Here is a 19,892-nt window from a genome sequence, read left to right on the forward strand (position 1 = left end):
GGCTCAGGCGTTGGTGTCGAGCGGCACGACGCCGTTGGCGAGGTTGTCGGCGACTTCCGCCTCCCAGCTCTGCACCGCCCTGGTGGTGTCGATCTCGAATTCGAAGCGCTTGGTCATGTCGTCGGTGATGTCCTCGACGTCCACGTAGAACTGCTGGTACCAGCGACGCAGCTGGTACACCGGCCCGTCCTCCTCCGACAGCAGCGGGTTGTCGATGCGCGACTTGTTGAGCCAGATGTCGACGTCCTGCTTGAACCCGAGTTCCACGCCCTCGGCGAACTGCGCCGCCATGCCGTTCGCCACCTCGTCGGACAGCCCCTCGGGCTTCTTCACCATGGCGCCCCACTGCAGGACGAACGAATTCGCGGTAACCGGGTAGTGGCAGTTGATCAGCACAGTCTCGATCATCATGCCGTTCGCTTCGCTCCACAGCTTGTCGATCATGTAGGACGGGCCGAAGTACGACGCGTCCGAACGCAGCGTCGAATTGGGGTCGTCGTAGCTGGTGCCCACCGAGATGTCGTGGCGGGGCGTCGACTGCATGTACTGAGTGGCGACGTGCCCTTCGAAGACGTTCTTGAAGTATCGCGGGAACGAGAAGTGGACGTAGTAGAAGTGCGCCATGTCGACCACGTTGTCGACGATCTCGCGGCAGTGCGAGCCCTCGACGAGCAGCGAATTCCAGGTCCAGTCGGTCCATTCCGGGGAGCCGAATCCCTCGATCTCGGGAATCGTCACGTCGGCGGGCGGCGGGTTGCCCTGCGGGTCGTTCCAGACGTAGAGCTGCCCGTTGCGCTCGATGGTCGTCCAGGCCCGGGTCCGCGCCAGCGGCGGGACGCGTCGCGCATACGGGATTCCCGTGCACTTGCCGTTGCCGCCCCAGCGCCAGTCGTGGAACGGGCACGCGATGGAATCGCCCTTCACGGTGCCGTGCGCCAGGTTGCCACCCATGTGACGGCAGTAGGCGTCGAGCACGCTGAGAGTCCCGTCGGACGTCTCGAACACCACCAGCGACGTGCCGAACGCATCGACCTGATGCGGGGCGCCGTCCCTGAAGGTCTTCGCCAGACCCAGGCAATGCCACCCCCGCGCGAAACGCGTTGGTGCCGAACCCACTTCGATCATCCGGACTTCGTCGCCGTCAACGGCACTGTTGCGCGCCATGTCTACCTCCGCCTCGCTGTACGTCAAGAACACCCTCGGGGTGTGGTGTAGCTCATAGTCGACGCGACGGGTCCGCAGCGGTACCCGACTCTCCCACTCAGCGAGAGGCTTTCGTCTCCACGCCCAGAGCGGAAGTTCGGCGTCCCGATCACAGGGACCACACCCCCCGTTTACGGGCCGCGGCGACTACCGTGCGGATCACATACCCGGAAATTGGGAGGAACGATGGCCGCACTCATCTCTTCGCAGCGGTACACAGCGGAGGTTCGCCGGCTCTGCGCCGACGCCGTCCCGAGCGGGGTGGTCGTCGCACCCGAGCCGGGGTCGGCCGTCGAGCACGATTTCCTCCTGCTGCGACCGCACCGGTCCTCGCACGACGCCCTGTCCCCGCAGGTCCGGAGGGTGGGCGACCACGACCTGCTCGTCCGCTTCCGCAACCGCGACGAGCAGCTGGTCTTCGAGTTCTGGACGAACAGCTTCACCGGAACCCCGACGTCCGACGACCGGTCGGTGGACCTGCTGGAGCGCTACTGCGCCGAGCAGTTCCCCGGTACCCTCCGCAGGTTCCGCACCCGCATCCGGCGGGCCGTGCCGTCCGCAGCGGACTTCTCCGCGTCGCTGCAGCAGACGTACGTCCAGGACGGCACACGCATGGTGGACGTCACCGTCACGTGCACGCAGGGTGGTGACGTGCTCGCGCAGGCGTGGGCCACGTACGCACTCCCCGACTGATCTCGACCTCGTTCTCCCACGAATTGGTCAGCCGCGCAGGCAATTGTCTGCGCGGCTGACCAATGTCTGGGAAACTATCCCACCGGGTCGGCCAGCCTCGTCCGGGAACGGCTGAACTCGAAACCGCGGAACCCCTCCTCCGCGACGTCCGCGCAGATCCGCCCGTACGCGCCGAAGCCCCCGAGGTACGGCATGAACACGCGGGGCTTGCCCGGAATGTTGGCACCCATGTACCAGGAGTTCGCCAACGGGAACAGGGTCTGCGCGGCGAGCTCACGGCAGTGCTCCACCCACTGCTCGGTGGCGGGGACGGACGCCTCGATCGCGTCGTGGTCCTTCTCCCACAGGTGCTCGATGCAGTCCGCGATCCAGTCGACGTGCTGTTCGGCGCCGAGCACCATGTTCGCCAGCACCGACGGACTTCCCGGCCCCGTCACGACGAACAGGTTCGGGAACCCCGGAACACCCAGACCGAGATAGGTTTTCGGCCCCTCACTCCAGTACTCGGACAGCGACACACCGTCGCGCCCGACGATCCGCATGCGGTCGAGGGCGCCGGTCATGGCATCGAATCCGGTGGCGAACACCAGCGTGTCGAGGGCGTAGTCGGCGTCGGCGGTGGTGATCCCCGACGGGGTGATCGCTTCGATCGGCGCCGCCTTCAGATCCACCAGGGTGACGTTCGGCCGGTTGTACGTTTCGAAATAGTGGGTGTCGGTGACGATCCGCTTGGTCCCGATGGGGTGATCGTTCGGGATCAGCTTGTCCGCGACGGCGGGGTCGTCGACGAGCAGGCGGATCTTCTCCTCGGCGAACTGGCGTGCCGTCGCGTTCGCGGCCTCGGTCTTCGTCTGGTCCGGAAAGGTTTTCGCGAACAGCACCCCGCCGAGCTTCCATCGCGTCTCGTAGGCCTCGCGACGTTCCTCGTCGGAGACCTCCAGCGCCGACTTCGGATGTGCGTTGTACGGCGAGCCGCCACCGCTTTCCCGGGACAGCCGTCGGCGCTCGTCGTATCCCGCCTTGATCGCGCGCCGCATCTCGTCGTCCCACGTCTGGTTGCCCGCCGGGACGCTGTAGTTGGCGCTGCGCTGGAACACGTACAGGTGCTCGGCCTGCTCGGCGATGAGGGGAATCGACTGAATTCCCGAGGAACCGGTGCCGATGATCCCGACCCGTCTTCCGGTGAAGTCGACACCCTCGTGCGGCCACTGTCCGGTGTGATGTGTGTCCCCGGTGAACGATTCACGGCCGGCGATGTTCGGCATGTTCGCGGTGGACAGCGCGCCGGTCGCGAAGATGCAGTACCGGGCGGACAGCACGTCGCCGCGGTCGGTGCGCACCTCCCACCGGAGCGACTCCTCGTCCAGTTCCGCGGAGGTGACCCGGGTGCCGAACAGGAAACGGTCGCGCAGGTCGAACCGGTCCGCGACGTGATTGATGTACGCCAGGATCTCGGGCTGGGTGGCGTACTTCTCGCTCCAGTCCCACTCCTGCTCGAGTTCCCGCGAGAACGAGTACGAGTAGTCGACGCTTTCCACGTCGCACCGGGCGCCGGGATAGCGGTTCCAGAACCACGTTCCGCCGACGCCTCCCGCCGCCTCCACGCCCTGGACGGTCAGCCCCAGGCTCCGCAGCTTGTGGACGGCGTACAGTCCCGCGAATCCCGCGCCGACGACAACCGCGTCCACGTCGCCGATCCGATTCGCACGAGCATCAACTTCGGTGCGTGCACTCACGGGCGCGCTCCTCTCCCATTCGACAGACACATTCGGCAGCAAAGGCCTGTCTGGGACGGTAGGTCGCGGCACCGGGGAAGCCACAGGTTCGTTCCCGGTGAGCGGTCGGGCAGCGCCTAACTCGACACGACGGGAGCGAGAGCGGGGTCGATCACGTCGGCCAGCGCGTCCCACGGCACGGTGACGGTGACGAGTCCGATGGCGTGCGGCCCCACCTGGTAGTCGTTGAAATGGATCTCCATGCCTGCCGGGGTGGCCAGCCAATTCGCGAAGTTCGCCTCGGTCGGCTCTATGCCGCTGCGCTCGAAGTCCGCTCCGGCGACCGTCTCGGGGAGCAGGCGCGCGGATTCGTCCGACAGCGTCTGCAGTCCCGCCGGCAGGTCGGGGAAGAGATCACCGAGCGTGATCGGCGCGGCGGTGTCGGCATTCACCACCACCGTCGCGACGATCGGTGTCGGATGCGCACCGGGTGGGTCGGCGTTCCACGACGTCACCAGCAGCCCGCTGATCACGTGCTCGCCGATGTGCGCGACGCTGTGCTCCTGGCTGCTCAGCGTGAAGGCGTCGGTGCCCGAGCCGTCGATCTGGTCCTGGAGTGCGGCGCGCATCGATTCGTTGAACTCGGCGGTGACCGCCGGATTTCCACCCTCGATCTGTGGGATGAGGACGTCGTAGCCGACACGGCCGGTGGAACCCGTGACCTGGAGCTCGGTCTCCGTGTACGGCAGGCTCGCGGGCGTGGTCGCCTCGGCACTGGACGTGTCCGCGGCGGACACGGTCGTCGTTGTCGACGGCTCGCTCACTGCGGTGCCGGCTTGGTCGGAGCAGGCGGCCAGTGCGAGGAAGACCGCAACGAGCGCCGCTGCCCGACCAGATCTCCGGATGCCGCTCATGAGCTATCTCTACCACGTCGATTCCGCGGGGTCACCTACCGATCGGGTCGACGATGGTGTGCAGCGTGTCGACGAAACCCTGTGCGGTGGACGCGTCGTAGAGGTCGGCGGAATACACCAGTTCGGCATCGATTCCGGCGGGCCTCCCGTCGACGTCGTGACGTTCGGTGAAGTGGAAGTGCAGATCGCACTTGGCGATGTCGAGCGGACGGGGTGTGACCTCGAAGTCGAGCCCGGACACGTTCAGGGCCGCGGGAGCGAAGTTGTTCAGCGACAGCGCAACCTGGAACAGCGGGTGCAGGGACGGCGACCTCGGCGGGTCGAGCACCTGGACGAGTCGCTCGAACTGCACGTCGGCATTTGCCAGAGCCCGAAGCTCCACGCCGCGTGACCGATCGACGATGTCGCACAGCGTCATTGTCGGGTCCACCCGGGTGCGCAGAACCAGCGTGTTCACGAACATCCCCACCACGTCGTCGAGCGCCGGGTCTCCCCGGCCCGCGATCGGAGTTCCGATCGCGATGTCGGGGTCGCCGCTGACGCGGGCGAGCAGGACCGCCACCGCCGACCTGAGCGCCGTGAACAGGCTGGCGTGGTGCTCGTGCGCGGTGGCCAGCAGGCCTCGGTGCGCATGCTCGTCGAGGGAGAACGGAAGTCGCCCCGCTCGATAGGTCCACCGGCGCGGCCTGGGGCGATCGGTGGGCAGCGCGAGCTCCCCCCGAAGTCCCGACAGCTCCTTCGTCCAGTGGGCGATCTGCCGGGACGCGACACTGTCCGGGTCGGCCTCGTCACCGAGCAGGGCCCGGCGCCACACCGTGTAGTCGGCGTAGTGCACGGTCGGCGACTCCCACACGGGCTCACTGCCGTTCGCCCGGGCACGGTAGGAGTCGGCGAGATCTCGTGCCAACGGCGCGAGCGACCAGCCGTCGGCGGCGATGTGGTGGACGACGCAGGCCAGAAGGTGGTCGCCGTCGCCGAGCCGGAACAACCGGGCGCGCAGCGGAGGCTCGCGCCGCACGTCGAAGCCCGCGGACAGCAGCTCCGACGTCTGCGCTTCCACGTCCGCGGCGCCGGTCTCCACCGGAGTCAGGTCGGGCAACGCATCGGCCACGTCGAGCGCACGCTGGTACGGCCCCGACGGCGAGTCGGGAAACACCGTCCGCAGCGAGCGGTGTCGGCCCAGCACATCCGCCATCGCCGAGCGCAGCACCTCGACGTCGAATGCACCGCGTACTCGTACCGTGAACGGGATGTTGTGGAGAGCGCGTTCCCCTTTGCTGCGGTCGATGTAGCACTGCGACGGGGACAGCGGCACCCGGTCCGGCAGTGGTGCGGCGCCCAGCTTCGGCCCGTGGGGGCGCCCCGCGCTCTGCGGGTGTGCGCCGGTCTCCGCGATCGTCCGTGCGAGTGCCGCGACCGTCGGTGCATCGAAGAGTTCGCGCACGCCCAGCGTGGTGCCCAGCTCGGCGTTGATCGTCGCGACCACCCGGATGGCCGACAGCGAATCGCCGCTGAGATCGAAGAAGGAATCGTCGGCGCCGACCGAATCCACGCCGAGTACCGCGGCGAACACCCGTGCGACGCGGCGCTCGGCCGGGGTCTCGGGGTCACGATGAGGCACCGAATCCGAGCCGAACTCCGGCAGCGGGAGCGCCGCCCGGTCGAGCTTCCCCGTCGGCGTCAACGGGATCGAGTTCACGAGCATGATCGATTTCGGAACCATGTAGTCGGGCAGGAATCGTGCCAGGTGCGCCTTCAACGCCTCGCGATCGATGAACGCGTCCCCGTCGGCCATGATGTAGGACACCAGGGTCGGATCTCCGGCCGAATTCCGTTGCACCACCGTCGCGGCGAACGCGACGCCCGGATGCGTGTTCAGCGCGGCATTGATCTCGCCCAGCTCGACACGGAAACCTCGGATCTTGATCTGGTCGTCCGCCCTGTCCAGGAACTCGAGCGTTCCTGCCGCCGTCCAGCGCACCACGTCGCCGGTGCGGAACATCCGGGAGCCGCTGCGACCGAACGGGTCGGCGACGAACCGGGACGCGGTCAGCCCGGGGCGCCGATGGTAACCCCGGGCGAGTGCCGGGGTGGCGAGGTAGAGCTCACCGACAGCGCCCGGCGGAAGCGGACGTAGACGGTGATCCAGAACCACCGCGTCCACGCCGCGCATGAGCGAGCCGATCGTCATCCGCTCGTCCGGTGACAGAGGATCCGTGAGAGTGACGCTGCACGTCGTCTCCGTCGGACCGTACGCGTTCCGCATGGTCCGGCCACCGGCCCACCGCCGCGCCAGCTCCTGCGGACACGCTTCCCCTCCGACCAGCACCAACTCCAGTTCGTCCATGACGCAGGAGTCGACGGCGGCCAGGGCGGACGGCGTCGTCAGGAGGTGGGTGACGTGTTCGTCCCGCAACAGTCGTGACAGTTCCTCACCGCCGAACACCCCGGGCGGGGTCACGACGAGCGTCGCGCCGCCGACACAGGCTGCGAGCACTTCGACGAGCGCGGTGTCGAAGCTCGGCGAGGCGAAATGCAGGACACGAGAACGCGCGGTCACCGCGTACTTGTCCCGAATCTCCTGGGCGAGGTTGGCCAGGCCGCGATGGGTGACGACGACGCCCTTCGGCGCTCCCGTCGACCCGGACGTGTAGATCAGATACGCGGGATGGTCCACGAGCAGCGGACGGGTCCGTTCCGCACCGGGGAGGGTTTCCTCACAGAGGTTTTCGAGTTCGTCGATATCCGTGGTCAGCCATGCGACGGTGCCGGGCAGTCGGGTGCGCTCCGAGCGGACGGTCAGCCCGACTGTCGCACCGCAGTCGTCCAGGGCGTACGCGATGCGAGCGCTCGGGTGCGAGGGATCGATCGGAACGTATGCGGCGCCGGCCTTCGCGACGGCCCACAACGCCAGCACCGACTCGAGCGACCGCGGGATGGAGACCGCGACGATGCTCTCTGGTCCGATGCCCCGGCCGGTCAGGAGCCGGGCGAGCCGGCCGGCGAGCCGGTCCAGGTCACCGTAGGACAGTTCGCGTCCGCGGTCGCGGATCGCGATCGCCTCCGGGTGGTCGGCGACGGTCCCCGCGAGGAGGCAGTCGAGTGTGATCGGGTCGGCATCCGGAAGTCCCTGCGCGGGAGCGAATTCTCCGCGCTCGCCGGCGAGGAAGACGTCGAGGTCGGCGACCGGTCGTTCCGACTCGATCGACGCGGTGAACCTGTCGAGGTAGGCGAGGAAACGCGCGTGATGTCCGGTCAGTTCGGCGTGGTCGTACAGTGCCGGATTTCCCTCGAAGTCGATCCGGGCGGCACTGCCCTCGGCCCCCGGATAGATGTTGACGGCGAGGTCCGCGACGGGACCGGTGGTGAGTACCCGGACCGTCCCGTTCACGGCGCCGAGCGTGATCTCCTTCGTGAACATCATGACGTTGACCACCGGACCGAAATGCAGCAGTTCGACACCGCCCGTGGCGAGGTCCCGGCCGATGTCCTCGCGGCGGTAGCGTTGATGCCGCAGTGCCGCTGTCAACGCCGTCTCGGCGGTTCCGACCGCCTGACGGACGGTGGCAGAGCCGATTCCCTTCAGCCGCAGCGGAATCACATTGGACACCGAACCGCCCGAATACCTGAGGCGGGCCGTCGTTCTCGCCGACACCGGAAGCGACAGGACCACGTCGTCGACGCCGGTCATCCTGGCGAGGTAGGAGGCGAAGGCGGCGACCGTCACCGCCGTCGAATTCCGTGAGGTCCCGCTCGGGCTCGGGTGTCCGGTCGCCGTCCGGGCGTCGATGTCCGGTCGCGCCGTGCGACCGCTGAGGCTGAGGACCGAAGTCAGGTCGCCGCCGGAGTCGCGCCAGTAGTCGCGGTCCCGGGCGAACCGGGTCGAGGCACGGTAGGTCGCGTCCTCCCGCACGAGACGTTCGGGCCCCACGATCCGGCTGTCCGGCGGCTCCCTGCCCTCGATGGCGGCGACATACAGTTCGGCCGTGCGGCTCATCAGCATCATCGCGGCGTACCCGTCCGACACGATGTGGTGAGCGCGGGAGTACCAGTAGTAGTAATCGTCGCCCAGCTGCAGAATGTGCGAGACGAGGAGCGGTCCGTCGTACATGCCGGTGCGAGCGCTCCGGTCGTTCCGCATCCAGCGGTGGGCAGCGTCCACGGGATCGTCCTCGCCGCGAAGGTCGGCGGTGGGCACCCGGTCGTCGACGGTCGGGTCCACGACCTGATGCGGCTGCCCGTCGATGTCCACCAGGCGCACCGACCCCCAGCCGAATTCGCGATTCGCGCGCCGGGTGGCGTCACGCAGAACGGCAAGGTCGGCCGGACCACGCAGATCGACATAGTGGGCGATGACGTACGGGATCTCCGGCGTGAGCTGTTGCGCGAACCAGATGGATCGCTGCGCCGCGGTCAGCGGGAAGGCGCCCACTGCCGCTCGCGCCGGGCGCCCGAGCGGGCGTTCCACGATGGCGACGTCGGGCCGAACGGGCGCGGGCCTTTCCGGGCAAGCGCACGCCGTGCCGCCGGATCGCTGCTGCGAATCGAAATCGAAATTCATCTTTCCCCCTCAGGCTGCGCTCTGCACTCCATCACCCCACTGCGCAGAGTCGTCGCGGATGTCGGATCGGCGACTGCTATGGCACCAACCATCAGCCTCCTCGCCCCGCACCGCCTTCACCAGGCACCCCAGGGTGCGTACCCGCCTACCCTCCGAATTCGGGGAGGTGCCCGCGCCGCCACCCGAGTAGCGTCGAACGGGTGACTATTCGCCTTGGATACCAGATGCCGAATTTCAGTTACTCCACTCCCGTCGCGGACCTGTTCCCGACCGTCATCGCGCAGGCCCGCGAGGCCGAATCCGCGGGCTTCGACACCGCATTCGTGATGGACCACTTCTATCAGCTGCCGGGCATCGGTGCGCCCGACGAACCGATGCTCGAGGCGTACACCGCCCTCGGCGCCCTCGCCACGGCCACCGACAACATCCAGCTGTCCGCGCTGGTCACCGGCAACACCTACCGCAACCCGCCCATGCTTGCCAAGGCGGTGACCACCCTGGACGTCGCCAGCGGCGGTCGGGCCGTCCTCGGAATCGGCGCCGGCTGGTTCGAACTCGAGCACACGCAGTACGGCTACGAGTTCGGCACGTTCACCGACCGATTCGAACGGCTCGACGAGGCACTGCAGATCATCGCGCCGATGCTGCACGGCGAACGTCCGACGTTCGACGGCAAGTGGTATCACGTCGAGAACGCGATCAACGAGCCGCGGATCCGCGACGACCTGCCGATCATGCTGGGAGGTGGCGGAGAGAAGAAGACGTTCGGTCTCGCCGCACGGTTCGCGGACCACCTGAACATCATCTGCAACGCCCGCGAACTGCCGCGCAAGCTCGAGGCTCTCGATACCCGGTGCTCGGAGATCGGTCGCGACCGGTCCACGCTGGAGACCAGCTACCTGGCCTTCGTCATCATCGACGAGGACGGCGACCGCGCCCGGCAGCTTCAGCACGACTTCCTGCTCACGCAGGGCGTCGACCTGTCGACGGCGTCGGACGAGGAACGCGCCGCCGCCACCGACCGGCAGTTCTGCGGCGCCCCCGACGAGGTGGCCGAACAGCTGAAGACCCGTGTCCTCGACGCGGGAATCGACGGCATCGTCCTCAACCTCGTCGCCAACGGGCACGAACCCGGCATCGTCGAACTCACCGGGCGCACGTTGCGCCCCCTGGTCGACGCCTGACCGTTCCGGCAGCCAGGAATACGCGCACTACCTCTGCGGTTGGACCCAGAGGTAGTGCGCGAGGCTAGCCTCTCGCGCCTGTTCTTGGTGACGAAAGGTGACGAATCCCGTGAGCGCTGTTCTGTCGATTCTCGATCTGGCCTACATCCGCGAGGGCGACACGGCGCGGGACAGTTTCGATGCGAGCGTGAAGCTCGCACAACTCGCGGAGACCCGCGGGTACCGCCGCATCTGGTACGCGGAGCACCACAACATGCCGTCGATCGGCTCATCCGCGACGAGCGTCCTCATCGCGCACGTCGCCGCGCACACCGAGAGCATCCGGCTCGGCGCCGGCGGCATCATGCTGCCGAACCACGCGCCGCTGACGATTGCGGAGCAGTTCGGCACCCTCGAGACACTGCACCCCGGTCGCATCGACCTCGGACTCGGACGCGCCCCGGGCAGTGATCAGAAGACGATGTATGCGCTGCGCCGCGACCCGGCGTCCGCGGACCGCTTCCCGCAGGACGTGCTGGAACTCCAGGCATACCTCCGCGGTGTGTCACGGGTTCCCGGCGTCGACGCGATCCCCGGCAAGGGCACCAACGTTCCCCTCTACATTCTCGGGTCCTCGACGTTCGGCGCACAGCTCGCCGCGAAGCTCGGACTCCCCTACGCCAACGCGTCGCACTTCTCCCCCGACTCGCTCGTCGATGCCGTCACGCTGTACCGGGAGCGGTTCGAGCCGTCCGAGGATCTGTCCGAGCCGTACGTGATCGCCGGCGTCAACGCCATCGCCGCGGACACCACCGAGGACGCGCACCGGCAGTTCGAAGCGTCCCTGCGGCGGCGGGTGGTGCAGATGGTCGGTCGGGGGCAGAAATTCACCCCCGAGGAGGTCGACCTCATCATGACGTCCCCGGCGGGTCAGCAGGTCGCGCAGATGGTGCGCTACTCCGCCGTCGGAACGCCGACCGAGGTCAAGACGTACCTCGACGAGTTCGCCGAGCACGCGCAGGCCGACGAGCTGATCGTCGCCTCCCATGCCGAGAACACCGAGTCCTGGCTGAAGACGTACGACCTGCTCGCCGACGTGTGGCGCTCCGCGCCCGTGCGCCTTTCTGGTAGCTAGCACAACCAGAAAGGCGCACGGGCGGCGAAGCCGCCTACTGCTCGTGGACGATCACGCCACGCAGGTTCTTTCCGTCCCGCAGATCCTGGTAGCCCTCGTTCACCTGCTCGAGCGTGTACTTGGTGGTGATCAGCTCGTCGAGCTTGAGCTGACCCGCGTCGTACAGGCGCAGCAGGCGGACGATGTCGTACTGCGGGTTGGCCGAGCCGAACAGCGAACCCTTGATCGTCTTCTGGTTCAGGGTCAGGTCGGTTCCCGAGATGTGCACCGTGAGCTTCGCGGGGTCGGCGAGGCCGGTGATGACGACGGTGCCGCCCTTGCCGATGACGGCGGTCGCGTTCTGCACCACCTCTTCGTCGACGGTGCCCACCAGGATGAGGGCCTGATCGGCGCCCTGTCCCCAGGTCAGTTCGTTGACCTTCTCCGCCGCGGTCGCGGCGTCCGCGAACGCGTGGGTGGCACCGAACTTCAGCGCGGCCTCCCGCTTCATGGCCACCGGATCCACCACCACGACGTACTTGGCGCCGGCGCTGACCGCGCCCTGCACGGCGTTGATGCCGAGACCGCCGATGCCGTAGATGACGACGGTGTCACCGGCGCGAACTCCGCCGGCGTACACCGCGGTGCCCCAACCGGACGGCACACCGCAGCCGACGAGGACGGCGGTCTCCAGCGGAAGCCAGTCGTCCACCTTCACCACCGAGTGCTGCGAGATGGTGGCGCGCTCCGCGAACGTGCCGAGCATGCACATGGCACCGAAATCCTGCTTGCCCGAGTGGAACCGGAACGAGCCGTCGGGCATCGAACCCTCGAGGATGGTGGCGCCCATGTCACACAGGTTCTGGCGGCCGGTGGCACAGTACCGACACGTGCCGCAGTTCGGGATGAAGCTGCAGACCACGTGGTCGCCGGGCTTCACCTTGGTGACGCCGGGGCCGACTTCCTCGATGATGCCGGAACCCTCGTGCCCGCCGACGATGGGGAAACGCGGTGGCAGATCGCCGTCGGTGAGGTGCAGGTCCGAGTGGCACAGGCCTGCCGCCACATACTTGATGAGCACTTCGCCGGGGCCCGGACCGTCGAGCTCGAGTTCCACGATTTCGAACGGCTTGTGCGTTTCGAACAGAACCGCTGCTTTGGTCTTCATGTCTTCTCCTCGTTGAGTGACGGTCAGAGTGCGATGTTGACGGCTTTGGTCTGGGTGTAGAGATCGATGGCGGTCGCCCCGAGCTCACGTCCCCAACCGGACTGCTTGTATCCGCCGAACGGCATGGCGGTGTCGAACCCGTTGTACTGGTTGATCCACACCGAACCGGCCTTGAGCTGACGGGCCGTGAGGTGCGCCTTGGACAGGTCCTTGGTCCAGATTCCGGCGGCGAGGCCGTAGATGCTGCTGTTCGCCGCCTTCGCGACTCCCTCCTCTGCGTTGAACGGGAGCGCTGCGACGACGGGGCCGAAGATCTCCTCCTCCACGATGCTGAACTCGGGTTTCACGTCCACGAACACCGTCGGCTCGACGTAGAAGCCGGTGTCGCCCCAGCGCTTTCCGCCGGTGAGGGCGCGGGCGCCGTCGGCGAGTCCGGCGGCCAGGTAGCCGGTGACCTTGTCGAACTGCTCCTGCGACACCAGCGGTCCGAGCTGGGTGGTGGGGTCGAGTCCGGGGCCGATCTTGACCTGGCTCGCGGCCTCGGCGACCGCTGCGGTGAAGTCGTCGAAGATGCTGTCCTCGACGAACATCCGGGTGCCTGCGACGCAGCACTGGCCGTGGTTGAACAGCCAGGCGTTGAGCGATCCGGTGACGGCGGCGTCGAAGTCGGCGTCCGCGAACACGACGTTGGCGCTCTTGCCGCCGAGTTCGAGCGACACCTTCTTGAGGTTGCCCCTAGCGGCGTCGACGATCTTCTTCCCGACCTCGGTGGAGCCGGTGAACGCGATCTTGTCGACGTCGTCGTGGGCCGACAGTGCCGCGCCGGCATCGCCGTAGCCGGTGACGATGTTGACGACGCCGGGCGGGAAGCCGGCCTCCTCGAACACCTCACCGAGCAGGATCGCGGTGAGCGGGGTCTGCTCCGCGGGCTTGAGGATCACCGTGTTGCCGGCGGCGAGCGCGGGGGCCAGCTTGAATGCGGCCATCAGCAACGGGAAGTTCCAGGGAACGATCAGACCGCAGACGCCGACGGGTTCACGCAGCGTGTACGCATGGAACTGGCCACCGGGGACGAACGGCATGCTCACGTTGACCGTGCTGCCCTCGATCTTGGTGGCCCAGCCCGCGAAGTAGCGGAAGATGTCGGCCGACCAGGCGACGTCGACTGCCGCGGCGATGCCCGCCGACTTGCCGTTGTCCAGCGCCTCCAGCTGGCCGAATTCCTCGGCGCGCTCGGAGAGGATGTCGCCGACCCGCCAGATCAGCCGTTCCCGCTCGTTGGGCTTCATGGTGGCCCACGGGCCTTCCTCGAACGCCGTGCGAGCGGCCCGGACCGCGCGGTCTACGTCTTCGGCGCCGCCGCGCGCGACGGTGGTCAGCACCTGCCCGGTGGCCGGGTCGATCGTCTCGAACGTCTCACCGCTCGCCGATTCCACCCACTGCCCTCCGACGAGGAATCGCTTGGTGCCGGACAGAAAGTTCCGTACCGACGGCAAGAGTTCCGCTTGGCTGGGTTCGATCGTCGCTGTCATCAAAACCTCCGAAGTTGTGAATGTGACGTGGCTCATAGTGCACTGGTTGCCATATCACTAACTGTCCTGACTTCGGACACCTCCGGACGGTCGCGGATCGGTGGATGAAACTGCAGCTAGACGGTGATATCGAGGGCTCGGATCCGGACGTAGAGCGTGCTGCGGCTGATGCCCAGCGCGGCCGCGGCATGCACCTTGTTGCCGCCGCATTCCTGCAGTGCGTCGACAATGGCCTGCCGTTCGGCGCGCTCGCGGCCGGCCAGCCGGGACACCCGCGTCGGCGTCCGATACTGGTCAGGCAGATCCGCGACGGCGATGTTCGCGCTGCTGCGTCTGCCCGCGGCGGCCTGCAGCACGACGGACAGTTCCGCGATGTTGCCCGGCCAGTCGCGGGCGATCAGAGCGTCGAGCGCGCTCGCGGTGAGCCGGAGACCGGGATCGACGGAATCGAGGATCCCCTGCGCGATGTCGGCGAATTCGCGGCTGCGTTGTCGCAACGGCGGAAGCACCACTTGTCCGGGGCAGCGGCCGACGAGACCCGCCACGCCCGGCGGCAGGTCACCCAGAGGGGAACTCGTCATCACGATGCGTGGCCCCGCGTCGGCCGCCAGCATCTTCACGACCAGCGGCAGCATCGACTCGGGCAGCAGTTGCACTTCCTCGATCACCAGGACCGCGGAGGGTCCGGCCGCCAGCGTGAGAAGTCGGTCGATCCACGCGTCGGCGCCGTCGAGGGCGATGGCGGCGGCGTCCATACATACGAGCGACCGGTCGCCGGCCAGATCACGAACCGCCGTCGTCCTGCCGGTTCCCGGTTCTCCGCTGATCACCACCGGATCCCGGGTCTCCCGCAGCCGCGACAACTCCGACCTGCTGCGTTGGACGACGGAACTCGACGGGGACTTGCCGCGTCGGATGGGGGTGCTGGTCCGGCGGTCCGGTCGGACGACGAACACGGCCCCGCCGTCCGTGCCCGCCACGCGGTCGGCGCGGACCAACGCCGGTTCGCCCGAGGACAGTTGGATGCGCACCGTCTTCGACTGCTCCGGACGCAGGTCCGCGGCAAGTCCTCGCAGCGTCGCGTGATCGGACACCTGGAGCAGGTCGAGCGCCACCCGATTGCTGAGCAGGATGTCCTCGCCGATCGCGGTGACCGCCATCTGATTCTGCGGCGACACCCGCTGGAACGCGTCCACGAGCCGCTGCTGAGACACCCGGGACCCTTCGAGCAGCCGTCGTTCGATGTCCCCGGCCGCGCGGGCCAGGAACGGGGCGAACAGCGGGTTGGCGCGCGACGCGACGCCCGTCATGTCGAGGATGCCCTCGACGCGGCGCGTCACCGGATGGACGATCGGGTGTCCGTAACAGCTGAGGTCCTTGAACCGCTCGAGGTAGTGCTCCTCGCCGTGGATCACGACTCCACGCCGGACCTCCATCGGCGTCCCCAGCGCGGTGGTCCCGACGCAGTCCTCGCCGAACCGCGAACCCAGCACCGCCCCGGCACCGTCGATCAGGCGCTCGAGTCGGGGGCCGTCGAAGAGCCGGGCGACGATTCGGCAGTCGCGGTCGGCGAGCAGGACACAGAATCCGGTGCCCTGGATCTGCTGTTCCATCTCGTCGAGGACGGGCCGGGCCGCCTGCAGCAGCCGGCTGGACTTGTCCAGGTCGGAGCAGGGGTCACCGGTCGGCGTCGAACTCGGTTCCAGGCCGCTGAGCGCCGAACGCTTCCAGGACAACGCGATCTCCGGCCGCATCGCCGCGTGCCCGGTCATGCCGCCAAACTCCAACCTCGACTCCTTGCCGCGCGCGGGTCGGGTCGTGCACCGGTGCACGACTCACACCCGAACGTACCCACCCAGTGTGACCCACGCCATAGTGCCTGTGGGCGCGGCGAGCAACTGTCCGGAATCTGGACAGTGCCGCGTTCACTCGTCGAACAGCCCCCGCACGAACGGGATGGTGTCGGCCTGCGAATCGACGAGAGTGCCGCTGTGGTCGGTCGGATACGTCTTGAACGTGACCGGCTCACCGTTGGCGGTCAGTGCCGCGACCAGCGAGAACGCCGAGGGCGCGGGCACGTCGATGTCGGTGAGCCCCTGCCCGATGAACAGGGGACGGTCGTACCCACTCGTCGGGACGCCCATGTAGTCCACGAGCAGCCCATGGAAGTTCGGGATCTGGTTCAGCGGCTTGCTGAACAGGTCGCCGACCACCACACCCTCCGCGGCGTCGTGGAGGTCGTTGACGCACAGCTGCTCCGCGGCGTCCACGTACCGGGCGCCGAGCGGGGTGAGATACGAGTCGAGGTCGATCTCGGGGTGCGCCGACCGCAGTCCCGCGAGGATGTAGAACAGGTACGACGTGAGGCCGGCGGGGATCGCCGTGGGCGGCACCCCCGGGCCCAGCGGCAGCAGTGTCAACTCGATGTTCGCGGGCACACCCGTTCCCACGGCCCCGCGGTAGTCGAGCGTCTCGCCGCCGTACTCGGTGGCGTAGCGGGCGGTGGTGATCGCGGCACCGCCACCCTGCGACTGGCCGACCACCACCCACTTGTTCGACAGGGACTCGTCGACGGCGCGGGCGGCATTCACCGAGTCGACGACGCTGTGCGCCTCGACCTTTCCGTCGAGGTACGGCATCACACCGGGTGTGCCGAGACCGACGTAGTCGGTGGAGACGACGGCATATCCCTGCTCGAGCCAGCGTCCGAGGTACGGGTAGTCACGCTCGGGAAGCGCGGGCCCGACGAGCGAGGGAGCACAGTCGTCCGCGAGCCCGGACGTGCCGTGCGCCCACGCGACCACCGGCCATCCCCCGTCGGGCGCCTCCCCCGGTGGCACGTACACGGCGCCGCTGCTGAGTGCGGGGCTCCCGTCGGACCCGATCGACCAGTAGGTGATTCGCTGCGCGTCGGCAGCGCCGGGGATCCAGAGGTCGGCCGGTAGCGGCTCGACCTCCACGACGCTCCCCGGTGCGCGTTCGGCCTCGTCGGCGAACGCGGCCGGGGAGGCGAGGCAGGTGCCGCCCACCGTCAGGGATGCGATCGCGACACTTGCCGCGGCTCGCGCCATACCTACCGAGTGTGTCTTCACCGCTTCAAGATAGAGCGTCACCCGCACGTGAGTGGCACAGTGTGCGGGAGCACACTTTGCCACTCACGTGCGCTACGTCTGGGACGCGAGATCCCGTCCCCGGGTCTCCGGGATCGTGAACAGTGCGGCGATCGAGACCGCAACCAGGGCGAGCGCGTACCACTCGAACAGTTCCGGCGTACCGCGGTCGGCGAAAAACGTCTGGACGTATGCGGCCGTCCCGCCGAACGCTGCCACACCGATCGAGTACGGCACTCCGACACCGGCGGCACGTAATCCGGTCGGGAACAGTTCGGCCATCATCGCGGGCATCACGGACAGGATCGCGCCCATCACGAACAGGGCGATCGCCATCGCGACGAACAGCGTGACCGCACTGTGCCCGATCATGGCGTTGAGCGGGAACAGCAGGACAGCGATACCGACGTTGCCGATGTACAGTACCGGTTTGCGTCCGATCCGATCCGACAACGCACCCCAGAACGGCAGCGACGCAATCAGTACGAGGTTCGCGCCGACCCCCGCCCACAAAGCGCCGGACGGATCGATGCCCCGGACGGTGATCGCGTACGCCGGCGCCGACACGGCCCACACGTAGTAGACGACGGTGCCGCCGACCGTGAAGAACAGGATCTGGAACACCTGCCGCCGGTGCGCCAGGAACAGCTGCCACATCGACTGCTTCGCCGTCTCGTCACCCGACTCCTCGTAGACTTCGGTTTCCTTCATCCGGGACCGCATCCACAGCACGAACAGCCCGAGCACGCCGCCCAGCAGGAACGGCACCCGCCACCCCCAGTCGGCCATCTGCTCCGAACTCAGCGTCGTCGTGAGCAGTGCGCCGAGAAGCGTGCCGACGACGACTCCGGTGGTGTTGGAGATGTAGATGAGACTCGACCACAGTCCACGCCGGGCCGTCGGCGCGAATTCGACGATGTAGGTCTGCGCGGAGGGCAATTCACCACCATGCGCGACGCCCTGCGCGAGGCGCGCCACGACGAGGACCACCGCCGCCGCGACACCGATCGTCTGATGGGTCGGGGTCAGACCGATGATCAGGCTGCCGACCGCGGCCAGTCCGACGGCTAGCGTCATCGACAGCTTGCGTCCCCGCCGATCCGACAGCCAGCCGAACAGCAGACCGCCGAACGGCCTGGCGACGAATCCGACGGCGAAGACGCCGAACGACGCGAGCAGGTCGGAGACCGCGGAGCCGGTGTGGAAGAACTGCGGGGCGAAGAACGCGGCGAACGTCGCGTAGACGGTCCAATCGAAGTACTCGATCCCGTTGCCCGTGCCCACGCCGACGATCGCGCGGGCCTTCTCCCAGCGCTCGGACCTCTGCCGGCCGGTGTGCGGGCCGGCGTTCACGGTCCCTCTCTCGGTGGCGATCTCGGTCATCGTGCGTCACTCCCCGCCGCCACAGCAGCATTGTCGGACCGCGCCTTGTCCAGCCGTCGAACGGCCAGTCCGGCGTAGATGGTGGCGGCGTCGGCGAGTACCGCGTCGTCGAATTGCGCTCGGGGCGAATGGTTCATGGGAGCGGCAGCGGGATCCGCGCCGGGCATGCACGCGCCCAGTCCGATGAACGCGCCGGGCACTTCCTGCAGGACGTAGGAGAAGTCCTCGGACCCGGCCATCGGATGCGTGACCGTCTCGTATCGGTCTTCGCCCATGAGGTCGCTGACCACTTCGGCACCGAACGCGACCTCGTCGACGTCGTTGATCGTCATCGGGAACTCCGGGGCCACGGTGACGTCGACCTCGACCCGCTGAGCGGACGCCACCCCCTCGAGCACCCGGCGCAGCGCCGCCGGCACCTTCTCGTACGTGGCGGGCGAGTAGCACCGGACCGTCGCCTCGAACCGCGCATCGTCGGGAATGATGTTGTGCCGCGACCCAGCCTGCACGTTCGCGACCGTCACGACGACGGGATCGAACACGTCGAACGTCCGGGTGATCATGGTCTGCAGCGACGTGATCATTTCGGCCATCGCGGTGATCGGATCCCGGGCGGTCGACGGGGACGATCCGTGTCCACCCGCCCCGCGCACCGTGACGGTCAGTTTGTACGACGCCGCGAGCAAGGTGCCCGCCTTGGAGAAGAATCGCCCCTGCGGCTTCTGGCAGGAGAAGACGTGCATGCCGTAGGCGGTGTCGGCGCGGCGGCCGGCGGCGTCGAGGACACCCTCGTCCACCATCACCTTGGCGCCGTCCCACCCCTCCTCGCCGGGCTGGAACATCAGGACGACGTCGCCCGCCAACTGGTCGCGATGACGGCTGAGCAGTTGGGCGGCGCCGACCAGCGCGGCGGTGTGCAGGTCGTGCCCGCATCCGTGCATGGCGCCGTTCTGTGCCGCGAAGTCGAGTCCGGTCTGTTCGGTGACCGGGAGTCCGTCCATGTCGGCGCGCAGCAGCACCGTCTGCGCGGCGTCGATCGAGCGCCTGCCGCCGCGTAGCACCGCGGTCACCGACGTCGTGTTCGTTCCCGTCGAGATCTCGAGCGGCAGGCCGGCCAACGCCTCGAGGACACGTTCCTGCGTGCGCGGCAGGTCCAGTCCGACCTCCGGTTCGCGGTGCAGTACGCGACGCAACTGCACGAGGTCGCCCTGGAGGGCGCGGGCGTCGTCCACGAGATTCATTGCTCTCCCTTATGTCGGTGGTCACTTTCTCGACCGAATGCGTCGGTGGTCATATGCTGTGATCCGCGCAGCGACGGACCGCCGAGATCGTCGAA

At 67.9% G+C, this 19,892-nt stretch carries 13 protein-coding genes; 3 read left to right on the forward strand and 10 right to left on the reverse strand.

Features of this window, described 5'->3' with window-relative positions; all coding sequences use genetic code 11:
- Nucleotides 1–3: 3 nt before the first annotated feature.
- Entirely contained in the window at nucleotides 4–1,164 is a 1,161-nt protein-coding gene (locus ACNJ7E_RS09960) for a 3-ketosteroid-9-alpha-monooxygenase, oxygenase component (RefSeq protein ID WP_005258974.1), read from the reverse strand.
- A gap of 225 nt (nucleotides 1,165–1,389) precedes the next feature.
- On the opposite strand from ACNJ7E_RS09960, the gene ACNJ7E_RS09965 reads away from it, so the two are divergent.
- Nucleotides 1,390–1,896, forward strand: a complete 507-nt coding sequence (locus ACNJ7E_RS09965) for a hypothetical protein (RefSeq protein ID WP_418339734.1) — start codon at nucleotides 1,390–1,392, stop codon at nucleotides 1,894–1,896.
- A gap of 74 nt (nucleotides 1,897–1,970) precedes the next feature.
- Here ACNJ7E_RS09965 and ACNJ7E_RS09970 read toward each other — a convergent pair whose 3' ends face one another.
- The 3 genes from ACNJ7E_RS09970 to ACNJ7E_RS09980 form a co-directional block, all read right to left on the reverse strand.
- Nucleotides 1,971–3,593 (reverse strand): flavin-containing monooxygenase, encoded by a 1,623-nt coding sequence (locus tag ACNJ7E_RS09970; RefSeq protein WP_280780619.1) that lies wholly within the window; start codon nucleotides 3,591–3,593, stop codon nucleotides 1,971–1,973.
- A 155-nt stretch (nucleotides 3,594–3,748) separates the two neighbouring features.
- Entirely contained in the window at nucleotides 3,749–4,525 is a 777-nt protein-coding gene (locus tag ACNJ7E_RS09975) for an RsiV family protein (RefSeq protein ID WP_280780552.1), read from the reverse strand.
- Between the two features lie 31 nt (nucleotides 4,526–4,556).
- Nucleotides 4,557–9,086 (reverse strand): amino acid adenylation domain-containing protein, encoded by a 4,530-nt coding sequence (locus ACNJ7E_RS09980; RefSeq protein WP_418339735.1) that lies wholly within the window; start codon nucleotides 9,084–9,086, stop codon nucleotides 4,557–4,559.
- 200 nt (nucleotides 9,087–9,286) lie between these two features.
- Here ACNJ7E_RS09980 and ACNJ7E_RS09985 point away from each other — a divergent pair, with 200 nt between their 5' ends.
- Nucleotides 9,287–10,270: an LLM class F420-dependent oxidoreductase gene (locus tag ACNJ7E_RS09985; protein WP_280780554.1), complete on the forward strand. Its 984-nt coding sequence runs from the start codon at nucleotides 9,287–9,289 to the stop codon at nucleotides 10,268–10,270.
- A gap of 109 nt (nucleotides 10,271–10,379) precedes the next feature.
- Nucleotides 10,380–11,384: an LLM class flavin-dependent oxidoreductase gene (locus ACNJ7E_RS09990; RefSeq protein ID WP_283333736.1), complete on the forward strand. Its 1,005-nt coding sequence runs from the start codon at nucleotides 10,380–10,382 to the stop codon at nucleotides 11,382–11,384.
- A gap of 34 nt (nucleotides 11,385–11,418) precedes the next feature.
- On the opposite strand, the gene ACNJ7E_RS09995 is transcribed toward ACNJ7E_RS09990, so the two are convergent.
- The 6 genes from ACNJ7E_RS09995 to ACNJ7E_RS10020 form a co-directional block, all read right to left on the reverse strand.
- Nucleotides 11,419–12,531, reverse strand: coding sequence for an NDMA-dependent alcohol dehydrogenase (locus ACNJ7E_RS09995; RefSeq protein ID WP_061041241.1), 1,113 nt, complete (start codon nucleotides 12,529–12,531; stop codon nucleotides 11,419–11,421).
- A 23-nt stretch (nucleotides 12,532–12,554) separates the two neighbouring features.
- Nucleotides 12,555–14,063, reverse strand: coding sequence for an aldehyde dehydrogenase family protein (locus ACNJ7E_RS10000; RefSeq protein ID WP_280780556.1), 1,509 nt, complete (start codon nucleotides 14,061–14,063; stop codon nucleotides 12,555–12,557).
- A 116-nt stretch (nucleotides 14,064–14,179) separates the two neighbouring features.
- Nucleotides 14,180–15,895 carry a sigma-54-dependent Fis family transcriptional regulator gene (locus tag ACNJ7E_RS10005; protein WP_489686825.1) on the reverse strand — a complete coding sequence of 572 codons (1,716 nt, stop codon included), beginning with the start codon at nucleotides 15,893–15,895 and terminating at the stop codon, nucleotides 14,180–14,182.
- Nucleotides 15,896–15,988: 93 nt separating this feature from the next.
- Nucleotides 15,989–17,134 (reverse strand): lipase family protein, encoded by a 1,146-nt coding sequence (locus ACNJ7E_RS10010; RefSeq protein ID WP_418339762.1) that lies wholly within the window; start codon nucleotides 17,132–17,134, stop codon nucleotides 15,989–15,991.
- 93 nt (nucleotides 17,135–17,227) lie between these two features.
- A complete protein-coding gene (locus ACNJ7E_RS10015) occupies nucleotides 17,228–18,556 on the reverse strand; it encodes an MFS transporter (RefSeq protein WP_418339737.1) in 1,329 nt (442 codons plus the stop codon).
- Nucleotides 18,553–19,797: a M20 metallopeptidase family protein gene (locus ACNJ7E_RS10020; RefSeq protein WP_418339738.1), complete on the reverse strand. Its 1,245-nt coding sequence runs from the start codon at nucleotides 19,795–19,797 to the stop codon at nucleotides 18,553–18,555. Before ACNJ7E_RS10020 ends, ACNJ7E_RS10015 begins: the two co-directional genes overlap by 4 nt.
- Between the last annotated feature and the right edge of the window lie 95 nt (nucleotides 19,798–19,892).

It is taken from the genome of Rhodococcus mengyinensis (assembly GCF_048381435.1).
In the GTDB taxonomy this organism is placed as follows: Bacteria; Actinomycetota; Actinomycetes; order Mycobacteriales; family Mycobacteriaceae; genus Rhodococcus_F; species Rhodococcus_F opacus_D.